General features: G+C 64.2%; 20 protein-coding genes. 18 read left to right on the top strand and 2 right to left on the bottom strand.

The genetic code is table 11. The annotated features are described in order from the left end of the window. Window positions 1-33 precede the first annotated feature (33 nt). From MJ122_RS00440 to murB, 7 genes are read left to right on the top strand one after another with little or no spacing between them, the layout of a single operon-like run. Window positions 34-669 (top strand): MotA/TolQ/ExbB proton channel family protein, encoded by a 636-nt coding sequence (locus MJ122_RS00440; RefSeq protein WP_017519262.1) that lies wholly within the window; start codon window positions 34-36, stop codon window positions 667-669. Further along, window positions 666-1,115: a biopolymer transporter ExbD gene (locus MJ122_RS00435; RefSeq protein WP_017519261.1), complete on the top strand. Its 450-nt coding sequence runs from the start codon at window positions 666-668 to the stop codon at window positions 1,113-1,115. Before MJ122_RS00440 ends, MJ122_RS00435 begins: the two co-directional genes overlap by 4 nt. After that, window positions 1,115-2,113 (top strand): tetraacyldisaccharide 4'-kinase, encoded by a 999-nt coding sequence (gene lpxK / locus MJ122_RS00430; RefSeq protein WP_239741731.1) that lies wholly within the window; start codon window positions 1,115-1,117, stop codon window positions 2,111-2,113. The genes MJ122_RS00435 and lpxK overlap by 1 nt, the downstream gene beginning before the upstream one ends. Before the next feature lie 44 nt (window positions 2,114-2,157). Next, window positions 2,158-2,343, top strand: a complete 186-nt coding sequence (locus MJ122_RS00425; RefSeq protein WP_009621404.1) for a Trm112 family protein — start codon at window positions 2,158-2,160, stop codon at window positions 2,341-2,343. A 4-nt stretch (window positions 2,344-2,347) separates the two neighbouring features. Then, a complete protein-coding gene (gene kdsB / locus MJ122_RS00420; RefSeq protein WP_239741728.1) occupies window positions 2,348-3,112 on the top strand; it encodes a 3-deoxy-manno-octulosonate cytidylyltransferase in 765 nt (254 codons plus the stop codon). Beyond that, window positions 3,112-3,576, top strand: coding sequence for a low molecular weight protein-tyrosine-phosphatase (locus MJ122_RS00415; RefSeq protein ID WP_239741726.1), 465 nt, complete (start codon window positions 3,112-3,114; stop codon window positions 3,574-3,576). The genes kdsB and MJ122_RS00415 overlap by 1 nt, the downstream gene beginning before the upstream one ends. Continuing rightward, window positions 3,573-4,592, top strand: a complete 1,020-nt coding sequence (gene murB / locus MJ122_RS00410) for a UDP-N-acetylmuramate dehydrogenase (protein WP_239741724.1) — start codon at window positions 3,573-3,575, stop codon at window positions 4,590-4,592. The genes MJ122_RS00415 and murB overlap by 4 nt, the downstream gene beginning before the upstream one ends. 232 nt (window positions 4,593-4,824) lie before the next feature. Here murB and rne read toward each other — a convergent pair whose 3' ends face one another. Next, window positions 4,825-7,992 carry a ribonuclease E gene (rne, locus tag MJ122_RS00405; protein WP_239741722.1) on the bottom strand — a complete coding sequence of 1,056 codons (3,168 nt, stop codon included), beginning with the start codon at window positions 7,990-7,992 and terminating at the stop codon, window positions 4,825-4,827. A gap of 592 nt (window positions 7,993-8,584) precedes the next feature. Between rne and rluC the strand changes: the two genes are divergently transcribed. From rluC to sppA, 3 genes are read left to right on the top strand one after another with little or no spacing between them, the layout of a single operon-like run. Then, window positions 8,585-9,541 (top strand): 23S rRNA pseudouridine(955/2504/2580) synthase RluC, encoded by a 957-nt coding sequence (gene rluC / locus MJ122_RS00400; RefSeq protein WP_239741720.1) that lies wholly within the window; start codon window positions 8,585-8,587, stop codon window positions 9,539-9,541. Next, on the top strand, window positions 9,534-10,220 hold the full coding sequence (locus MJ122_RS00395) for an HAD-IIIA family hydrolase (protein WP_088416927.1): 687 nt from the start codon (window positions 9,534-9,536) through the stop codon (window positions 10,218-10,220). Before rluC ends, MJ122_RS00395 begins: the two co-directional genes overlap by 8 nt. After that, window positions 10,220-11,215 (top strand): signal peptide peptidase SppA, encoded by a 996-nt coding sequence (gene sppA / locus MJ122_RS00390; protein WP_239741719.1) that lies wholly within the window; start codon window positions 10,220-10,222, stop codon window positions 11,213-11,215. Before MJ122_RS00395 ends, sppA begins: the two co-directional genes overlap by 1 nt. Before the next feature lie 69 nt (window positions 11,216-11,284). On the opposite strand, the gene MJ122_RS00385 is transcribed toward sppA, so the two are convergent. Next, window positions 11,285-11,863 carry a nucleoside triphosphate pyrophosphatase gene (locus MJ122_RS00385; RefSeq protein WP_239741717.1) on the bottom strand — a complete coding sequence of 193 codons (579 nt, stop codon included), beginning with the start codon at window positions 11,861-11,863 and terminating at the stop codon, window positions 11,285-11,287. 112 nt (window positions 11,864-11,975) lie between these two features. Here MJ122_RS00385 and MJ122_RS00380 point away from each other — a divergent pair, with 112 nt between their 5' ends. The 8 genes from MJ122_RS00380 (at window position 11,976) to pabC (ending at window position 18,119) form a co-directional block, all read left to right on the top strand. Continuing rightward, window positions 11,976-12,506, top strand: coding sequence for a YceD family protein (locus MJ122_RS00380; protein ID WP_088416930.1), 531 nt, complete (start codon window positions 11,976-11,978; stop codon window positions 12,504-12,506). A gap of 13 nt (window positions 12,507-12,519) precedes the next feature. Continuing rightward, on the top strand, window positions 12,520-12,702 hold the full coding sequence (gene rpmF, locus MJ122_RS00375; protein ID WP_009621425.1) for a 50S ribosomal protein L32: 183 nt from the start codon (window positions 12,520-12,522) through the stop codon (window positions 12,700-12,702). 3 nt (window positions 12,703-12,705) lie between these two features. Beyond that, the gene (gene plsX / locus MJ122_RS00370) at window positions 12,706-13,713 is read left to right on the top strand and encodes a phosphate acyltransferase PlsX (protein WP_275590542.1); all 1,008 of its coding nucleotides are present in this window, start codon (window positions 12,706-12,708) and stop codon (window positions 13,711-13,713) included. Between the two features lie 104 nt (window positions 13,714-13,817). After that, a complete protein-coding gene (gene fabD, locus MJ122_RS00365) occupies window positions 13,818-14,756 on the top strand; it encodes an ACP S-malonyltransferase (protein ID WP_017517631.1) in 939 nt (312 codons plus the stop codon). 14 nt (window positions 14,757-14,770) lie between these two features. Then, window positions 14,771-15,514, top strand: coding sequence for a 3-oxoacyl-ACP reductase FabG (gene fabG, locus MJ122_RS00360; protein ID WP_037014455.1), 744 nt, complete (start codon window positions 14,771-14,773; stop codon window positions 15,512-15,514). Between the two features lie 190 nt (window positions 15,515-15,704). Beyond that, a complete protein-coding gene (gene acpP / locus MJ122_RS00355; protein WP_015477931.1) occupies window positions 15,705-15,941 on the top strand; it encodes an acyl carrier protein in 237 nt (78 codons plus the stop codon). A gap of 118 nt (window positions 15,942-16,059) precedes the next feature. Next, the gene (fabF, locus tag MJ122_RS00350) at window positions 16,060-17,304 is read left to right on the top strand and encodes a beta-ketoacyl-ACP synthase II (RefSeq protein WP_239741715.1); all 1,245 of its coding nucleotides are present in this window, start codon (window positions 16,060-16,062) and stop codon (window positions 17,302-17,304) included. Continuing rightward, window positions 17,304-18,119, top strand: a complete 816-nt coding sequence (pabC, locus tag MJ122_RS00345) for an aminodeoxychorismate lyase (RefSeq protein ID WP_239741713.1) — start codon at window positions 17,304-17,306, stop codon at window positions 18,117-18,119. Before fabF ends, pabC begins: the two co-directional genes overlap by 1 nt. Window positions 18,120-18,122 lie beyond the last annotated feature (3 nt).

Genomic DNA, 18,122 nt, shown 5'->3' with positions numbered 1-18,122 from the left:
GTGGCGCCACTTTTTTTCAGGGGATTCACCACTGTGTGGGAACTGGTCAAAGCTGGCGGCTGGATGATGCTGCCGATCTTGCTGAGCTCCGTCGCTGCCATGGCGATCGTCGCCGAACGTCTCTGGACCCTGCGCTTGAGCCGCGTGGCGCCGCCGCAGCTGCTCGGTCAGGTATGGAAGCAGATCAAGGACAAGAAGATGAACAGCCAGGCCCTGAAGGACCTGCGCGCGTCTTCCCCGCTGGGTGAAATCCTCGCCGCCGGCCTGGCCAACTCCAAGCATGGTCGCGAGATCATGAAGGAGTGCATCGAGGAGGCCGCCTCCCGCGTCATCCACGAGCTGGAGCGCTACCTCAACGCCCTGGGCACCATCGCCGCCATGGCGCCGCTGCTCGGCCTGCTGGGGACCGTGTTCGGCATGATTCAGATCTTCAGCGCCTTCATGGGCGACGGCATGGCCAACGCGCCGATGCTCGCCGGCGGTATCTCCAAGGCCCTGATCACCACTGCGGCCGGCCTGATCGTGGCGATCCCGGCGGTGTTCTTCCACCGTTACCTGCTGCGCCGCGTCGATGAACTGGTCATCGCCATGGAACAGGAGGCCATCAAGCTGGTGGAAGTGACCCAGGGCGATCGCGAAGTCGACTTCGTCGAGGAAGGCAAAGCGTGAAATTCCGCCGCAGAGCGGGCGGAGCGGCCCGCGAGGACGTCTTCATCAACCTGGCGTCGCTGATCGACGTGATCTTCGTACTGCTGTTGTTCTTCGTGGTCGCCACCTCGTTCACCAAGCCCTCGCAGCTCAAGGTCGAGCTGCCCGAGGCGGTCAGCGGCACGCCGCCGGAAGCCACCGAGATCAAGCAGCTGGAAATCTCCATCAGCGTCGAGGGGCACTACGCGCTCAACGGCCAGAGTCTGGCGCGCGACGACCTGGAGAACCTGATGAATGCCATGCAGCGTGAGTCCGCTGGCGACAACAGCCTGCCGGTCGTGATCACTGCCGATGGCAAGGTGGACTACCAGTCCGTAGTCACCGCGATGGATGCTGCCGGCAAGCTGGGCTTCACCCATCTGCGCATCACCACCATCGAGTCCCGGGCGGACAAGAAGACCCCCTGATGGCGTTCTCCGACCGCCTGCTCGACGCCTGGTACAAGGGCCACCCGGCCCTTGCCCTGCTCAGGCCGCTTGAGCTGCTCTACCGGCGCGTTGCCCGGGGCCGCCGACAGGGCTTCCTCTCCGGCGCCAGGCCGGCCTACCGCGCTGCGGTACCGATCATCGTGGTGGGCAACATCACCGTGGGCGGCACCGGCAAGACGCCGATGATCCTCTGGCTGATCGAACACTGCCGCGCCCGTGGGCTGAAGGTCGGCGTGGTCAGTCGCGGTTATGGCGCCAAGCCGCCACAGACTCCCTGGCGCGTGCGCGCCGAACAGTCGGCGGCGCAAGCGGGTGATGAGCCGCTGATGATCGTGCGCCGCAGCGGCGTGCCACTGATGATCGACCCGGACCGCTCCAGCGCCGTGCGCGCTTTGCTGGCCGAGGAGCCGCTGGACCTGATCCTCTGCGACGATGGCCTGCAACACTACCGCTTGGCCCGCGACCTTGAGCTGGTGCTGATCGACGCGGCCCGTGGCTTGGGCAACCGCCGCTGCCTGCCTGCCGGGCCGCTGCGCGAACCGGCCGAGCGGCTGGCCGAAGTCGACGCCGTGCTGCACAACGGTGCGCCATCCGATCCGCCCGGCGCCTTCTCTTTCGTCCTGCGACCTTCTGTCCTGGTCAACCTGGCCAGCGGCGAGCGTCGGGGTATCGGGCACTTCCCCGCCGGTCAGTCGCTGCACGCGCTGGCCGGGATCGGCAACCCGCAGCGTTTCTTCGCAACGCTCGAGGCGCTAAACTGGCGGCCGATTCCGCATCCCTTCCCCGACCATGCGGCCTATACCGCCGAGCAGCTGCGCTTCACGCCGGAACTGCCGCTGGTCATGACCGAGAAGGACGCGGTGAAATGCCGGTCCTTCGCCGCGCCCGACTGGTGGTACCTCGCCGTCGAAGCGCAGCCGTCACCGGCCTTCGTCGCCTGGTTCGACGCCCAGCTCGAGCGCCTGCTCGCCCGCTGATCCGCCGTCGTCCCGCTCAATATTCCAAGCTCAAGGAACGCACCATGGACCCGAAACTCCTCGACATCCTCGCCTGTCCGCTGTGCAAGGGCCCGCTCAAGCTCACCGACGACAAGTCCGAGCTGATCTGCAAGGCCGACGGCTTGGCCTACCCGGTGCGCGACGGCATTCCGGTGATGCTGGAAGGCGAGGCGCGTACCCTGAACGTCGACGAGCGTCTGGATAAGTAACGTCATGACCCAGGCCTACACCGTCGTCATTCCCGCCCGCTACGCCTCCACCCGCCTGCCCGGCAAGCCGCTGCAGGACATCGCCGGCAAGCCGATGATCCAGCACGTCTGGGCGCAGGCCGGCAAAAGCTCGGCTACCCAGGTCGTGGTTGCCACCGATGACCAGCGTATCTTCGATGCCTGCCAGGGCTTTGGCGCCCAGGTGGTGCTGACCCGCGCCGACCACAACTCCGGCACCGACCGCCTGGCGGAAGTGGCTGACGCGCTGGGCCTGGCCGACGATGCCATCGTGGTCAACGTGCAGGGCGACGAGCCGCTCGTGCCGCCGTCGATCATCGATCAGGTCGCTGCCAACCTCGCGGCGCACCCTGAGGCGGGCATTGCCACCCTGTGCGAGGAAATCCACGACCCGGCCGCACTGTTCAACCCGAACATCGTCAAGGCGGTCAGCGACAAGAATGGCCTGGCGCTGACCTTCAGCCGCGCCACGCTGCCCTGGGCGCGCGACGCCTTTGCCGCGGACCGCGAAAGCCTGCCGGCCAACGTGCCGTACCGCCGCCACATCGGCATCTACGCCTACCGTGCGCGCTTCCTGCGCGATTTCGTGGCCTGGGGCCCGTGCTGGTTGGAAGACACCGAGTGCCTGGAGCAGCTGCGGGCGCTCTGGCACGGCGTGCGTATTCACGTGGCTGATGCCCTGGAAGCTCCGCAGGCCGGCGTCGACACCCCGGAAGACCTGGAGCGCGTGCGGCGCATCCTGGGGGCTTGATGAAGGTCCTGTTCGTCTGCCTGGGCAATATCTGCCGCTCGCCCACTGCCGAAGGCGTGCTCCGCCACAAGGTTCGCGCAGCGGGCCTTGAAGATCGCATCGAGATCGACTCGGCCGGCACCGGCGACTGGCACGTCGGCAAGGCGCCGGACGCACGCACTCGCGCCGCCGCGTTGCGCCGTGGCTATGATCTGTCGAGCCTGCGGGCACGTCAGGTCAGCCTCGCCGACTTCTCCCGCTATGACCTGATCCTGGCCATGGACAACGCCAACCTGCGCGATCTCAAGCATCTGCGCGGCAGCGGCGGAAAGGCGGAGCTGGACCTGTTCCTGCGTCGCTATGAGCTGGAGATCGATGAAGTCCCCGACCCGTACTACGGCGGTGAGGATGGTTTCGAGAGGGTGCTGGACCTGGTGGAAAGGGCCTGCGATGGCCTGCTGACGGAAGTGAGGGGGCGCCTGTGACGCTGCAACTGCAAGAACGCATTTCCCTCAAGCCCTACAACACCTTCGGTGTCGAGGTCACGGCGCGCTGGTTTGCCCAGGCTCATGACGATGCCGAAGTGCGCGCCGGTATAGCCGCCGCTGCGGAAAAAGGTCTGCCGCTGATGGTGATTGGCGGCGGCAGCAACCTCCTGCTGACCCGTGACGTCGAGGCACTGGTCTTGCGCATGGCTTCCCGTGGCGTGCGTGTCGTCAGTGATGATGGCGAGCGCGTGGTGGTCGAGGCTCAGGCCGGTGAGGTGTGGGACGACTTTGTGCGCTGGACCCTGGCGCAGGGCGTGGGCGGCCTGGAAAACCTGAGCCTGATCCCCGGCACTGTGGGTGCCGCGCCCATGCAGAACATCGGTGCTTACGGCGTCGAGATCAAGGATGTGTTCGCCGGTCTGACCGCGCTGGATCGCCAGACTGGCGAGCTGCATGAGTTCGGTCTGGAAGACTGCGCGTTTGCCTACCGCGACAGTCGCTTCAAGCGCGAACCGGGTCGCTGGTTGATCCTGCGGGTGCGCTTTGCTCTGAGTCGCGCGGCGAAACTGCACCTGGACTACGGCCCGGTGCGCCAGCGCCTGGCGGAGGAGGGCGTGACTGCGCCGACGCCGGCCGATGTCTCGCGAGTGATCTGCGCCATCCGCCGCGAGAAGCTTCCGGACCCGGCGGTGCTTGGCAATGCCGGTAGTTTCTTCAAGAACCCGGTGGTTTCGGTGGGCCGGGCCGACGTGCTGCGCCAGCACTACAGCGACCTGGTAGCCTATCCGCAGGGCGATGGGCAGATGAAGCTGGCCGCCGGCTGGCTGATCGACAAGGCCGGCTGGAAGGGCTTCCGCGAGGGCGCAGCGGGTGTGCATGCGCAGCAGGCGTTGGTGCTGGTGAACTACGGCGGCGCCACCGGGGCTCAGCTGCATGCCCTGGCCGAGCGCATCCGTGACGATATTCAACAGCGCTTCGGCGTGGAGTTGGAGATGGAACCGAATCTCTACTGAGTTCGCTTCCAATAGAAAGGGGGTGCCAAGGCATCCCTTTTTTTGTGCCCGCTTCTCGGAGCAGGCGAAGGCTCTTTTGTAGGGGCGAGTTTGCTCGCGAACCGCATGGCAGCGGAGCATGATCTGTTCGCGAGCAAGCCTGCTTCTACAGGTCAGGTGTCGTGGCAAGGGCAAGCGGCAGACAATAAAAAAGGGGATGCAGATGCATCCCCTTTTTCAGATCAGGAAGCTATCAGCTGTGGTGTTTTTCCACCACGGAGCCTTCTTCCTCGGACTTCACGGCTTCGACGCCTTCAGTCTGTTCGGCTGCCGGTTGCTCGGCGGCTTCAGCAGCTTCGTTCACAGCTTCGGCCTCGACGGCTTCGACAGTGACTTCAGCAGTCGGCTCGACCACGATTTCGGCTTCCACGGCAGCGGCTTCTTCAACCACGGCTTCGACGGCCGGAGCCTGCTCCACCTGCGGAGCGGCAGCGGCAGCAGCGGCTGCCTCGCGGGCAGCGCGCTCCTGGCGACGACGCTCGCGCGGGTCGTTGGAGGCGCGGCCGGTGGCGTTGGCCGGAACGGCCGGAGCTTCTTCGCTTGCCGCCGGAGTGGTAGTCGGAGCTTCCTCGGCAACCACCGGGGCTTCAGCCTTGGGCTCTTCGAGCCGCTGGGCGACGGTATCGATCACGGTTTCAGCGGCTGGAGCCGACGCCTCTTCCGCAACCACCGGCTCGGTGGCAGTCACTTCAGCGGTCTCGTTGGCGGTCTCCACCGGCTCTGCAGCCTGTTCGGCAGGCTTGGCCAGGAACTCGATGGTCTGTTCCAGGGCGCTTTCGGTGCGCACGGCTTCAACCACGCCGGATTCCAGCGGCTGGACCTCGGCAGCGGCCTGCGCAGCGGGATGCTCCTGCTCGGCGGCAGCTTCAGCAACGGCGACAGCGGTAGCCGCGGCAGCGACCATGGCGGCAGGCGACGGAGTGTCGGAGGCGGCCTGTTCGGCAGTGCCTTCAGCGCTCACTTCGCCTTCAACGCCATCCACACCGGCTTCGCGCTGGCGCTCGCGGCGGTTGCTGCGGCGACGCTGGCCACGGGAGCGGCGACGCGGACGGTCGTCGTCCGAACCTTCGTCATCCTGTTGATCCAGCAGCTCTTCGTTCGGCAGCTCTTCGGCTTCCAGGGTGGCGGCATCGCGAGCCTGACGGTCTTCGCGCGGTTGGCGCTCTTCACGGGGCTGGCGCTCGCCGCGCTCACCGCGGGGCTGACGCTCTTCGCGCGGCTGGCGTTCTTCGCGGGGTTGACGCTCGGCGCGCTCGCCACGCTCTTCGCGGGGCTGGCGCTCCTCGCGTGGCTGGCGTTCGGCGCGTTCTTCGCGCGGCTGACGCTCTTCACGCGGTTGGCGTTCGGCGCGCTCTTCGCGGGGTTGACGTTCTTCGCGCGGTTGACGCTCCGCGCGCTCTTCACGCGGCTGGCGTTCCTCGCGGGGCTGGCGTTCGGCGCGCTCTTCGCGGGGCTGACGCTCTTCGCGGGCAGGACGCTCAGTGCGCTCACCGCGCTCGTCGCGGCGACCACGTTCTTTACGCTCGTCATCACGGCGACCGCCATCGCGACCGTCACGGCGACGGTTCTGCTGACGGCCGTTGCGGCGCTCGCCCTGGCTTTCGCTACGCTCGGTGGCCGGCTTCTCGGCGGCGACCGGGGTCGGCTCCGGCTTGCTGCCGGCGAACAGGCTGACCAGCGACTTCACCAGACCCTGGAACAGGCTCGGCTCGGGCATAGGCTTGGCGGCCTCGACAACCGGCGCGGCCGCTTGCTGCGGAGCAGGGCTCTGCGGGGAAACGGTCTTCACCGCGGCTTCCTGGCGAACCAGGGTGCGGGTGGCGCTGACCGGCTGGACTTCCTCGTGTTCCTCCGGGGCCATTTCGTAGCTGGCGTGGCCGGACAGCAGTTCGGGGTTGTCGTCGCGCAGGCGCTGAACTTCGAAGTGCGGAGTTTCCAGGTGGTCGTCCGGCAGGATGAAGATGCGCGCGCGGGTGCGCAGCTCGATCTTGGTGATGGCGTTGCGCTTCTCGTTGAGCAGGAAGGCGGCAACCTGGAACGGCACGCGCGCACGAACTTCGGCGGTGCGGTCCTTGAGCGCTTCTTCCTCGATCAGGCGCAGGATGGCCAACGACAGGGATTCGACATCACGGATGATGCCCTGGCCGTTGCAGCGCGGGCAGACGATGCCGCTGGTCTCGCCCAGGGACGGACGCAGGCGCTGACGGGACATTTCCAGCAGGCCGAAGCGCGAGATGCGGCCAACCTGTACGCGGGCGCGGTCGGCTTCCAGGGCTTCGCGGACGCGTTCCTCCACGGCGCGCTGGTTCTTCGCCGGGGTCATGTCGATGAAGTCGATGACGATCAGGCCGCCGATGTCACGCAGGCGCAGCTGGCGGGCGATTTCCTCGGCCGCTTCCAGGTTGGTCTGCAGGGCGGTTTCTTCGATGTCGCCGCCTTTGGTGGCGCGCGCCGAGTTGATGTCGATGGACACCAGGGCCTCGGTCGGATCGATGACGATGGAGCCGCCCGACGGCAGCTTCACTTCGCGCTGGAAGGCGGTTTCGATCTGGCTCTCGATCTGGAAGCGGTTGAACAGCGGAACGCTGTCCTGGTACAGCTTCACCTTGCTCGCGTACTGCGGCATGACCTGCTCGATGAAGTTCAGCGCTTCTTCCTGGGCGTCGATGCTGTCGATCAGCACTTCGCCGATGTCCTGGCGCAGGTAGTCGCGGATGGCGCGGATGATGACGTTGCTTTCCTGGTAGATCAGGAACGGACCGCTGCGCTCGCCGGAGGCTTCCTTGATGGCGCCCCACAGTTGCAGCAGGTAGTCCAGGTCCCATTGCAGCTCTTCGGAGCTGCGGCCCAGGCCCGCGGTGCGGACGATCAGGCCCATGTCGCCGGGAACGGTCAGGCCGTTCAGGGCTTCACGCAGTTCGTTGCGCTCCTCGCCCTCGATGCGGCGGGAGATGCCGCCGGCGCGCGGGTTGTTGGGCATGAGCACCAGGTAGCGGCCGGCGAGGCTGATGAAGGTGGTGAGGGCGGCGCCCTTGTTGCCACGTTCTTCTTTTTCGACCTGGACGATGACTTCCTGGCCTTCGCTCAGGACGTCCTTGATGTTGATGCGGCCTTCGGGGTTCTTCTTGAAGTATTCGCGGGAGATTTCTTTGAGGGGGAGGAAGCCGTGGCGCTCGGCGCCGAAGTCGACGAAGGCGGCTTCAAGGCTCGGCTCGATGCGGGTGATGCGGCCTTTATAGATGTTGGCCTTCTTTTGTTCACGCGCGCCGGACTCGATGTCCAGGTCGAACAGGCGTTGGCCGTCTACCAGCGCTACACGCAACTCTTCGGGTTGAGTTGCGTTGATCAGCATTCTTTTCATGTAGTACCAATGGTTTCCGGGGCCACCGGAAACGGCGATCGGCACACACGACTCTCATGGTCGGTGCTAAGGCACGTACTCAGGAATGGCGGACCATTCCAGTGTCTAGCGGCGGCAGGATAAATCTGCTGTGCCGCGACTACGTTTCCTGCTTGTTGAGTAAGAACAAGCACTCATCAGGAGGAGGAATTAGCTGTCAGATGCGGACGATATGTTCCGTCTACGTTCAAGGCATGCGTTCAAGGCATGAACGCAACGCAATCCGACAGTTGTGCATCTCCGCCCTGCACATTTCCCTTAAGAGCCGGGTGCCACTCGCTGAATCCGGGAGCGGGGTTGGCTTTTATCACGGCGACCTTGGCTGCCGTGGTCATGTCTGAAGGCCTGGGTTTCGAGGCGCTGTCGGCGCGAGAATCGCTCGGGCCGTTGCAACGCTTCCGGGGACTGCCTCGTGTCCGTTCAATGTGTTTGCAGGCGGTTGGGGATGGCGATTGCGCGAACATCCGCAGACCTGGCCACTTTTGGCGGCCTCCCGAATATAGCAGCAATGATTAAGTGCTTCAATTGAATGAAAAATTGTTATTATATCCGGATGACGAATCCCGCCCCTCCGACTTCCGGCGTTCAGCTGCTTGAAGTCGCGCCGGAGTATGCCGGCCAACGAATCGACAATTTCCTCCGCACCCAGCTCAAGGGCGTGCCCAAGACCCTGATCTACCGCATCCTTCGCAAGGGTGAGGTACGGGTGAACAAAGGGCGCATCAAGCCCGAGTACAAGCTGCAGGCCGGCGACGTGATACGCGTGCCGCCGCTGCGTCTGGCCGAGCGCGATGAGCCGGTGCCGCTGGCCCAGGGCCTGCTGGAGCGCCTGGAATCCGCCATCGTCTACGAAGACAAGGCGCTGATCGTGGTGAACAAGCCCACGGGTATCGCCGTGCACGGCGGCAGCGGGCTGAACTACGGCGTCATCGAGGCTTTCCGTCAGCTGCGTCCGGAGTGCAAGGATATGGAGCTGGTGCATCGCCTGGATCGTGATACCTCCGGTCTGCTGATGATTGCCAAGAAGCGCAGCATGCTGCGCCACCTGCACGACGCCTTGCGCGGCGAGCGCGTGGTGGACAAGCGTTACCACGCCCTGGTGCGCGGCAACTGGCCGGCGGCGAAGAAGCAGATCGCCGTGCCGCTGCTGAAGAACAACCTGCGCTCCGGTGAGCGCGTGGTTGAAGTGAATCCCGAAGGCAAGGAGGCGCTGACCGAATTCAAGGTGCTGCGCCGCTTCGGTGACTTCGCCACCCTGGTTGAGGCGCGACCGATCACCGGTCGTACCCACCAGATCCGTGTGCACGCCAAGCACGCCGGCCACTCCATTGCCGGTGACCCCAAGTACGGCGACGAAGAGTTCTCCCGCGAAATCCGCGAGCTGGGCGGCAAGCGCCTGTTCCTGCATTCGGCCTACCTGCGCGTGCCGCTGCCGGATGGTGGTGTGCTGGAACTGGAGGCGCCGGTGGACGAAGTCTGGCTGCGCACCGTGGAGCGCCTGGATGCGTGAGTATTCCCTGCTGATCTTCGATTGGGATGGCACGCTGGTGGACTCCATCGGTCGTATCGTCGAGGCGATGCGGGTGGCGGCAGTGGGTTCCGGTCTTCCGGAGCGCAGCGATGCGGCCATCAAGGGCATCATTGGCCTGGGGCTGCCCGAGGCTATCCAGACGCTTTACCCGGAGGTGGAGGAGGGCGAGCCGCTGGAGCGCTTCCGTCTTGATTACGGTAATCACTACCTGAGCCTGGAGGTGCAGCCTTCGCCGCTGTTCCCGGGCGTGGCCGAGGCCATGGCTGAGTTCCGCGGGGCGGGCTATCAATTGGCGGTCGCTACCGGCAAGAATCGCCGCGGGCTGGATCGCGTGCTTGCGGGGCAGGGCTGGACTGACTTCTTCGATATCACCCGCGCCGCCGATGAGTCGGCGAGCAAGCCGGATCCGCGCATGCTGCACGAGATTCTCGAGCATTGCCGAGTCGATGCCCGCGATGCGTTGATGGTGGGCGATTCGCCCTTCGATCTGGAAATGGCGCGCCGCGCCGGCATGGATTCGGTGGCGGTGGGCTATGGTGCTCAGTCGCTGGAGCTGCTTCGGGAGTATGGTCCTGCACTGGAAGTGAATCATTTCAACGAATTGCGCGCCTGGCTCGCCGGGCGCTCGGTCAAACCGCTGCTCGAGGTAGGCAACTGATGTCGGATGAATGGAAGGCGGACGATAGCAAGGCTGCGCAAACCTCGGCAGGTGACGACAAGAGCTGGAAGCTGCTGGAGAAGGCCGTGCTGGCCGGCGTCCAGGAGCAGCGTCGGTCGCGTCGCTGGGGTATCTTCTTCAAATTGCTGACATTTGTTTATCTGTTCGGCGCGTTGGCGTTGTTCAGTCCTTTCGGCGGCTTGTCCAAGTCCGCGTCGCGCAGTGCCAGCCATACGGCGCTGATCGAGGTGAAAGGCATGATCGCGGACAACGAGGCGGCCAGTGCCGACAACATCGTTGGCGCGCTGCGTTCCGCGTTCGAGGATGCCGGCACCAAGGGTATTATCCTGCGTATCAACAGTCCTGGCGGCAGCCCGGTGCAGTCCGGTTATGTCTACGATGAAATCAAGCGCCTGCGTGGCGAACATCCGAATATCAAGGTCTACGCGGTCATCAGTGATCTGGGGGCGTCCGGTGCCTATTACATCGCCAGTGCTGCCGACGAGATCTACGCGGACAAGGCAAGTCTGGTGGGCTCCATCGGCGTGACGGCAGCGACTTTCGGCTTCGTCGGTACCATGGAGAAGCTGGGTGTGGACCGCCGCATCTATACCTCGGGCGAGCACAAGGCCTTCCTCGATCCGTTCCAGCCGCAGAAGGCGGACGAAACCGCTTTCTGGCAGCAGGTGCTGGATACCACGCACAAGCAGTTCATCGATGTGGTGAAAAAAGGGCGCGGTGATCGCCTGAAGGACAAGGATCATCCCGAGCTGTTCTCCGGCCTGATCTGGTCGGGCGAGCAGGCCCTGCAGTTGGGGTTGATCGATGGTCTGGGTAGTACCAGTTACGTGGCGCGCGAGATCATCAAGGAGAAGGAGGTGGTGGACTACACCGTCCAGGAAACTGCCTTCGACCGTTTCACCAAGAAGCTTGGCGCCAGCGTTGCCGAGCGCCTGGCGCTGTGGATGGGTTTCCAGGGGCCGGCTCTGCGTTGAGGTCTTTCCTTATATAAGGAAGAAAAAGGCCCGGCGATTGTCGGGCCTTTTCGTTTCGAGCGCTCGCTATCAGGGGATCTGCACCCGTTCGGCAAGGAGCATGTCGACGAGGCGAATCAGTGGCAGGCCGATCAGGCTGGTGGCGTCTTCGCCTTCGGTGGCGCGGAACAGGCTGACCCCCAGGCCTTCGGCCTTGAAGCTGCCGGCGCAGTCGAAGGGTTGTTCGGCCTCCAGGTAACGGCGAATGCGTGCTTCGTCGAGCGTGCGGAAGTGCACGGTAAAAGGCACGCAATCGATTTGGGCTTCACCGCTCTGGCTATTGAGCAGGCAGAGGCCGGTGAGGAAGCTGACGCTCTTGCCGCTGGCATCCTTCAGTTGTTCGGTCGCGCGCTCGATGTCGCCGGGTTTGCCGAGAATCCGGCTGCCATTCACAGCGGCCTGGTCCGAGCCGATGATCAGGTGGGCGGGGTATTGCTGGGTCAGCGCGCGGGCTTTGCTTTGCGCCAGTCGGCGCACCAGTTGGTCGGCGCTCTCGCTGGGCAAGGGGGATTCGTCGATGTCGGGGCTGGCGCATTCGAACGGCAGGCGCAGGCGCTGCAGCAATTCACGACGGTAGGGCGAGCTGGAAGCAAGGATCAGGGGTAGCATGGAGAATTCCTTCGGAGCATCACCGCGATTCTAGCGAAAAGGGCTGTCCATACAGCGGTTTATGGCTAATTTCCTTTGACAGCTTCGGGTGCATCCCTATAATGGCGCGCTTATGTTGAATGGACCGATACCACCTCACGTTGATCCGCGCAAATTGGTAGAGCGCGCCGCCACCCTCGAGGGTGTGCTGCCGATCGCCAAGATGGCACGTCTCAGCGAGCAACTGACCAGCAGTGAAGGCGATGTTCACGCGAAGTTTTCCTTCTTCCGTGATCAGCAGAAACTGGCGGTCATGCACGTCGAGCTCAATGGCGAGGTGAGCATGGTATGCCAGCGCTGTCTCGAGCCGGCCAAATTCCATGTGGGTGGTGAGTACGATTACGTCATCATCCCGGAAGGCAAGTCGATCGATGATCTGCCCAGTGGCTACGATGCGTTGGAAGTGGGGGATGACCCCATCGACCTGACCTCGCTGGCTGAGGACGAGTTGCTGCTCGCCTTGCCCATCGTGCCGGTCCATGACCCTGAGGATTGCCAGCAGCCGGTGGGATACGCTACAGCGCCCGAACCGAGCGAGAACGTCGAAGAGCGGCCCAATCCGTTCAGCGTACTGGCGCAGTTGAAGCGTGACCCAAACGTTTAGGAGTTAATCAATCATGGCTGTTCAGCAGAACAAAAAATCCCGTTCCGCTCGTGACATGCGTCGTTCGCACGATGCCCTGGACGCGAACGCTCTGTCCGTGGAAAAGAGCACCGGTGAAGTTCACCTGCGCCACCACGTTTCCCCGGACGGTTTCTATCGCGGCCGCAAGGTCGTAGACAAAGGCTCTGACGAGTAATCTTTGTCCGCACCAATCATCGCGATTGATGCAATGGGTGGGGACTACGGTCCCCACTGCATTGTTCCGGCCTGCATTTCCTTTCTGGCCGAATATGCTTCCCTCCAGCTGGTCCTCGTCGGCCAGGCTCCTCTGATAGAAGAACACCTGCGCGGCCTTTCTCCGGTCGAGCGCCAGCGTCTTCATGTCCACCACGCCAGTGAAATCGTCACGATGGACGAGCGTCCGTCTCAGGCGTTGCGTGGCAAGCCCGATTCCTCCATGCGTGTTGCCCTCGAGCTGGTTCGGGACGGCAAGGCCCATGCCTGCGTCAGTGCTGGCAATACCGGTGCGCTGCTGGCGCTCTCTCGTTACCTGCTCAAGACCTTGCCCGGCATCGACCGTCCGGCGATGGTGACGGCCGTGCCGACGCAGACTGGCCATTGCCACCTGCTTGACCTGGGTGCCAATGTCGACTGCAGTGCCGAGCACCTCTACCAGTTCGCCGTCATGGGGGCTGTCGCGGCGGAAACGCTGGGCAAGAGCAATCCCCGGGTCGCGCTGCTCAACGTCGGCACCGAGGATATCAAGGGCAACCAGCAGGTGAAGCTGGCTGCCAGTCTCCTGCAGCAGGCGCGTGGCGTGAATTACATTGGCTATATCGAAGGCGACGGCCTGTATCGTGGGCTGGCGGATGTGGTGGTGTGCGACGGTTTCGTCGGCAACATCCTGCTCAAGTCCAGCGAGGGGTTGGCAGCCATGGTCGCGGCGCGCCTGGAGGAGTTGTTCAACTCCAGTCTGCCGGCCAAGGCGGTTGGGCTGATGGCGATGCCGTTCCTGCGCCGGCTGCGCGGCGATCTGACGCCATCGCAGCACAACGGCGCAAGTTTCCTGGGCTTGCAGGGCATCGTGGTGAAGAGTCACGGCAGCGCGAAAGAGGAGGGCATCCAGAGCGCCCTGCGCCGCGCGCTGCTGGAAGTTCGCGAGAATCTGCCCCAGCGGCTGCATGGCCGCCTGGAACATCTGCTCTAATGTGTGACCGCGGTCGTCAGACCGTCATCCAACTGTCAGTTCAATGCGCCAGGCTTTCGCCGGCGTTATCCATTTGACGACACAGACAAAAGGGACCTGTTGCAATGTCCGCATCCCTCGCCTTCGTATTCCCCGGTCAAGGTTCGCAGTCGCTCGGCATGCTCGCCGAGCTGGGTGCCCAGCACGCCACCGTGCGCGAGACCTTTGCCGAAGCTTCCGCCGCCCTGGGTTATGACCTGTGGGCCCTGGTCCAGGAAGGTCCGGAAGAGCGCCTGAACCAGACCGACAAGACCCAGCCCGCCATCCTCACTGCCTCCATCGCCCTGTGGCGCCTGTGGCAGGCGGAAGGTGGCGTGCAGCCGGCCTATGTGGCCGGCCATAGCCTGGGCGAATACTCCGCGCTGGTCGCCGCTGGCAGCCTGGCCTTCGCCGATGCGGTGAAGCTGGTCGAGCGTCGCGGCCAACTGATGCAGGAAGCTGTTCCTGCCGGCACTGGCGGCATGGCCGCCATCCTCGGCCTGGAAGATGCCGATGTGCTCGCCGCCTGCGCCGAAGCGGCCCAGGGTGAAGTGGTCAGTGCCGTGAACTTCAATGCGCCCGGCCAGGTGGTGATTGCTGGTGCCGCCAAGGCTGTCGAGCGCGCCATCGAAGGCTGCAAGGCTCGGGGGGCCAAGCGCGCCGTGGCCCTGCCGGTCAGCGTGCCGTCGCACTGCGAACTGATGCGTCCGGCTGCTGAGCGCTTCGCCGAGGCTGTCGAGGCCGTGCAGTGGCAAATGCCGCAGATTGCCCTGGTGCAGAACGTCACCGCCCAGGTGCCGGCTGACCTGGCTGCGCTCAAGCGCGACCTGCTGGCGCAGCTGTACAGCCCGGTCCGCTGGGTCGAGAGCGTGCAGCTGCTGGCCGAGAAGGGCGTCACCGACCTGGTCGAGTGCGGCCCGGGCAAGGTACTGGCTGGTTTGAACAAGCGTTGCGCCAAGGGCGTGACCACCCACAACCTGGACTCCGCGGACGCCTTCGGTGCAGCCCGCGCGGCTCTGGCTTGAACAGGAGATAAAGCATGAGTCTGCAAGGTAAGGTTGCCCTGGTTACCGGCGCGAGCCGCGGTATTGGCCAGGCCATCGCACTGGAACTGGGCCGCATGGGCGCCACCGTGGTCGGCACTGCCACCAGCGAATCCGGCGCACAGAAGATTTCCGAGTACCTCAAGGAAAATGGCATCCAGGGCTCGGGCATGGTCCTGGATGTGTCCAACGACGAGTCCGTGACCGCTGTTGTCGAAGCCATTCAGAAAGAATCCGGCGCCCCGGCCATCGTCGTCAATAACGCCGGTATCACCCGCGATAACCTGCTGATGCGCATGAAAGACGACGAGTGGTTCGATGTGGTCAACACCAACCTCAACAGTCTCTACCGTCTGTCGAAAGCCGTCCTGCGCGGCATGACCAAGGCTCGCTGGGGTCGCATTATCAATATCGGCTCCGTCGTCGGTGCCATGGGCAACGCGGGGCAGACCAACTACGCCGCCGCCAAGGCCGGCCTGGAAGGCTTCACCCGCGCGCTGGCGCGCGAAGTCGGTTCCCGTGCTATCACTGTCAACGCGGTTGCTCCTGGCTTCATCGACACCGACATGACTCGCGAACTGCCGGAGGCTCAGCGTGAAGCGCTGCTCGGGCAGATTCCGCTGGGTCGACTGGGACAAGCCGAAGAGATCGCCAAAGTGGTAGCATTCCTCGCTTCCGAGGGCGCAGCTTATGTAACGGGTGCCACGGTACCGGTGAATGGCGGAATGTACATGAGCTGATGTGACGAGTTCCTTCGTGGCGATGTCATATGCGCTGTCTAAATTTCTCCAAGCGTTCGCGCTGGAATAGACAGAGCAACTGGGTCGCCGGGAAGGGGCATCAGCGTTCAGCTTGAAATGCAGAAAACCCTTTCTATACACTTACCCGCAGCCCAGCTGTACGGATTGTCCATAGGAGTGAAAACAAGGTATGAGCACCATCGAAGAACGCGTCAAGAAGATCGTTGCTGAGCAACTCGGCGTTAAGGAAGAAGAAGTCACCAACAGCGCTTCCTTCGTTGAAGACCTGGGCGCCGACTCCCTTGACACCGTTGAGCTGGTGATGGCTCTGGAAGAGGAATTCGAGACCGAAATCCCCGACGAGCAAGCCGAGAAGATCACCACCGTTCAGGAAGCCATCGACTACATCGTTGCCCACCAGGCATAAGACGTAGTCGTCGGCTCCCCGACGAAAGAAGCCGCACGGCCTGCAAAGGCGTGCGGCTTTTCTTTAACGCCGGCATCTGCCGGCGTTATTGCCGTGAAATACATGAGAGGAAGTCGCAGTGTCGCGTAGACGCGTAGTCATCACTGGCATGGGAATGTTGTCGCCCCTGGGTGTGGATGTGCCGAGCAGTTGGGAAGGCATTCTCGCCGGGCGCAGCGGTATCGCCCCGATCGAACACATGGACCTGTCCGCCTTTGCCACCCGTTTCGGCGGCTCGGTGAAAGGGTTCGACGTCGAGCAATACATGTCCGCCAAGGAAGCTCGCAAACTCGACCTGTTCATCCAGTACGGCCTCGCCGCCAGCTATCAGGCGGTGCGCGATTCCGGCCTGGAAGTCACCGACGCCAACCGGGAGCGCATCGGCGTTGCCATCGGTTCGGGCATCGGCGGCCTGACCAACATCGAAAACACCTGTCGTTCGCTGTTCGAGCAGGGCCCGCGGCGTATCTCGCCGTTCTTCGTGCCTGGCTCGGTCATCAACATGGTTTCCGGGTTCCTGTCGATCAACCTCGGTCTGCAGGGCCCCAACTACGCCATTACCACTGCCTGCACCACCGGCACCCACAATATCGGCATGGCCGCACGCAATATCGCCTACGGCGATGCTGACGTGATGGTCGCCGGCGGGTCCGAAATGGCGGCCTGTGGTCTCGGCCTGGGCGGCTTCGGCGCGGCTCGCGCACTGTCCACCCGTAACGACGAGCCGACCAGGGCCAGCCGCCCGTGGGACCAGGACCGTGACGGCTTCGTGCTCTCCGACGGCGCCGGCTCCCTGGTTCTGGAAGAGCTGGAGCACGCCAAGGCACGTGGCGCGCGCATCTACGCCGAAGTCGTCGGCTTCGGCATGAGCGGCGACGCCTTCCACATGACGGCTCCGCCGGAAGACGGCGCCGGCGCTGCACGCTGCATGAAAGCTGCGCTGCGCGATGCCGGGCTCAACCCCGAGCAGGTCGACTACATCAATGCCCACGGCACCTCGACGCCGGCAGGCGACATCGCGGAAATCGCCGCGGTGAAGTCGATCTTCGGCGATCACGCCTACCAGCTGTCGATGAGCTCCACCAAGTCCATGACTGGTCATCTGCTGGGTGCTGCCGGCGCGATCGAGGCGATCTTCTGCGTGCTCGCGCTGCGTGATCAGGTCGCTCCGCCGACCATCAACCTGGACAACCCCAGCGAAGGCTGCGATCTCGACCTGGTCGCGCATCAGGCCAAGGAACGTCCGATCGAGGTCGCCTTGTCCAACTCATTCGGCTTCGGTGGTACCAACGGTTCCCTGGTGTTCCGCCGGTTCCACGACTGATGCTGAGCTGGATCGACGGCCAGAGCGCCGAGGCCCTGTCTGTGCGTGATCGCGGGCTGGCCTACGGTGACGGGCTGTTCGAGACCATCTGCGTGTCCGCAGGCCGCCCGCGCCTGCTGGCACGCCATCGGGCGAGGCTGGAGGAGGGCGTTCGGCGCCTGTCCCTGCCCGTCTCGCTCGATCTCGTCGAAGATGAACTCCTGCGTTTTTCCGCCCTGCTCGGCGATGGTGTCGCCAAGCTGATGCTGACCCGTGGCGAAGGTGCGCGCGGGTATGCCCCACAGGCCGATGCCCAGGTGCGTCGCCTGTTGCTGGGTTCTCCCGCGCCGGCCTACCCGGCGAAGAACGCCGAAGAGGGCGTCATGCTCTTCCCCTGCGCCACTCGCCTGGCTGAACAGCCGTTGCTCGCCGGCCTCAAGCACCTCAACCGCCTGGAGCAGGTCCTGGCCCGTGCCGAGTGGAGCGACCCGGCCTTCGCCGAAGGATTGATGCGCGATGTTTCCGGGCGGATCGTCGAAGGCGTGTTCAGCAACCTGTTCCTGGTGAAGCAGGGCGAGCTGATCACCGCTGAGCTCAGCCGTTGTGGCGTCGCCGGCGTGATGCGCGCGGAAATCCTCGAGCGCGCCCGCGGCCTGGGGCTGCCGGTCATCGTCCGCGACATCGAGTACGGCGAACTGGCGCAGGCCGATGAGGTCTTTCTCTGCAACAGCCTCTACGGTCTCTGGCCGGTGCGCGGCGTGGCCGAGTTCGCTTGGCCGGTCGGGCCGCTGACCCGTAAACTGCAGGGCCAACTCCGCGAACTTCTGGATTCCTGATAC

The organism is Pseudomonas sp. DP-17, from assembly GCF_022380625.1.
GTDB classification, from domain to species: Bacteria; Pseudomonadota; Gammaproteobacteria; order Pseudomonadales; family Pseudomonadaceae; genus Pseudomonas; species Pseudomonas nitroreducens_A.
The sequence above is the reverse complement of the archived record's forward strand: the minus strand, read 5'-3'. Positions and strand labels throughout refer to the sequence as shown.

Bases quoted from the DNA above. Each gene is read 5' to 3' on its own strand.
- lpxK (WP_239741731.1), top strand. From the start codon at position 1,115: ATGGCGTTCTCCGACCGCCTGCTCGACGCCTGGTACAAGGGCCACCCG.
- MJ122_RS00425 (WP_009621404.1), top strand. From the start codon at position 2,158: ATGGACCCGAAACTCCTCGACATCCTCGCCTGTCCGCTGTGCAAGGGC.
- kdsB (WP_239741728.1), top strand. From the start codon at position 2,348: ATGACCCAGGCCTACACCGTCGTCATTCCCGCCCGCTACGCCTCCACC.
- MJ122_RS00415 (WP_239741726.1), top strand. From the start codon at position 3,112: ATGAAGGTCCTGTTCGTCTGCCTGGGCAATATCTGCCGCTCGCCCACT.
- rne (WP_239741722.1), bottom strand. From the start codon at position 7,992: ATGAAAAGAATGCTGATCAACGCAACTCAACCCGAAGAGTTGCGTGTA.
- rluC (WP_239741720.1), top strand. From the start codon at position 8,585: ATGACGAATCCCGCCCCTCCGACTTCCGGCGTTCAGCTGCTTGAAGTC.
- MJ122_RS00395 (WP_088416927.1), top strand. From the start codon at position 9,534: ATGCGTGAGTATTCCCTGCTGATCTTCGATTGGGATGGCACGCTGGTG.
- sppA (WP_239741719.1), top strand. From the start codon at position 10,220: ATGTCGGATGAATGGAAGGCGGACGATAGCAAGGCTGCGCAAACCTCG.
- MJ122_RS00385 (WP_239741717.1), bottom strand. From the start codon at position 11,863: ATGCTACCCCTGATCCTTGCTTCCAGCTCGCCCTACCGTCGTGAATTG.
- MJ122_RS00380 (WP_088416930.1), top strand. From the start codon at position 11,976: ATGTTGAATGGACCGATACCACCTCACGTTGATCCGCGCAAATTGGTA.
- rpmF (WP_009621425.1), top strand. From the start codon at position 12,520: ATGGCTGTTCAGCAGAACAAAAAATCCCGTTCCGCTCGTGACATGCGT.
- fabD (WP_017517631.1), top strand. From the start codon at position 13,818: ATGTCCGCATCCCTCGCCTTCGTATTCCCCGGTCAAGGTTCGCAGTCG.
- fabG (WP_037014455.1), top strand. From the start codon at position 14,771: ATGAGTCTGCAAGGTAAGGTTGCCCTGGTTACCGGCGCGAGCCGCGGT.
- acpP (WP_015477931.1), top strand. From the start codon at position 15,705: ATGAGCACCATCGAAGAACGCGTCAAGAAGATCGTTGCTGAGCAACTC.
- pabC (WP_239741713.1), top strand. From the start codon at position 17,304: ATGCTGAGCTGGATCGACGGCCAGAGCGCCGAGGCCCTGTCTGTGCGT.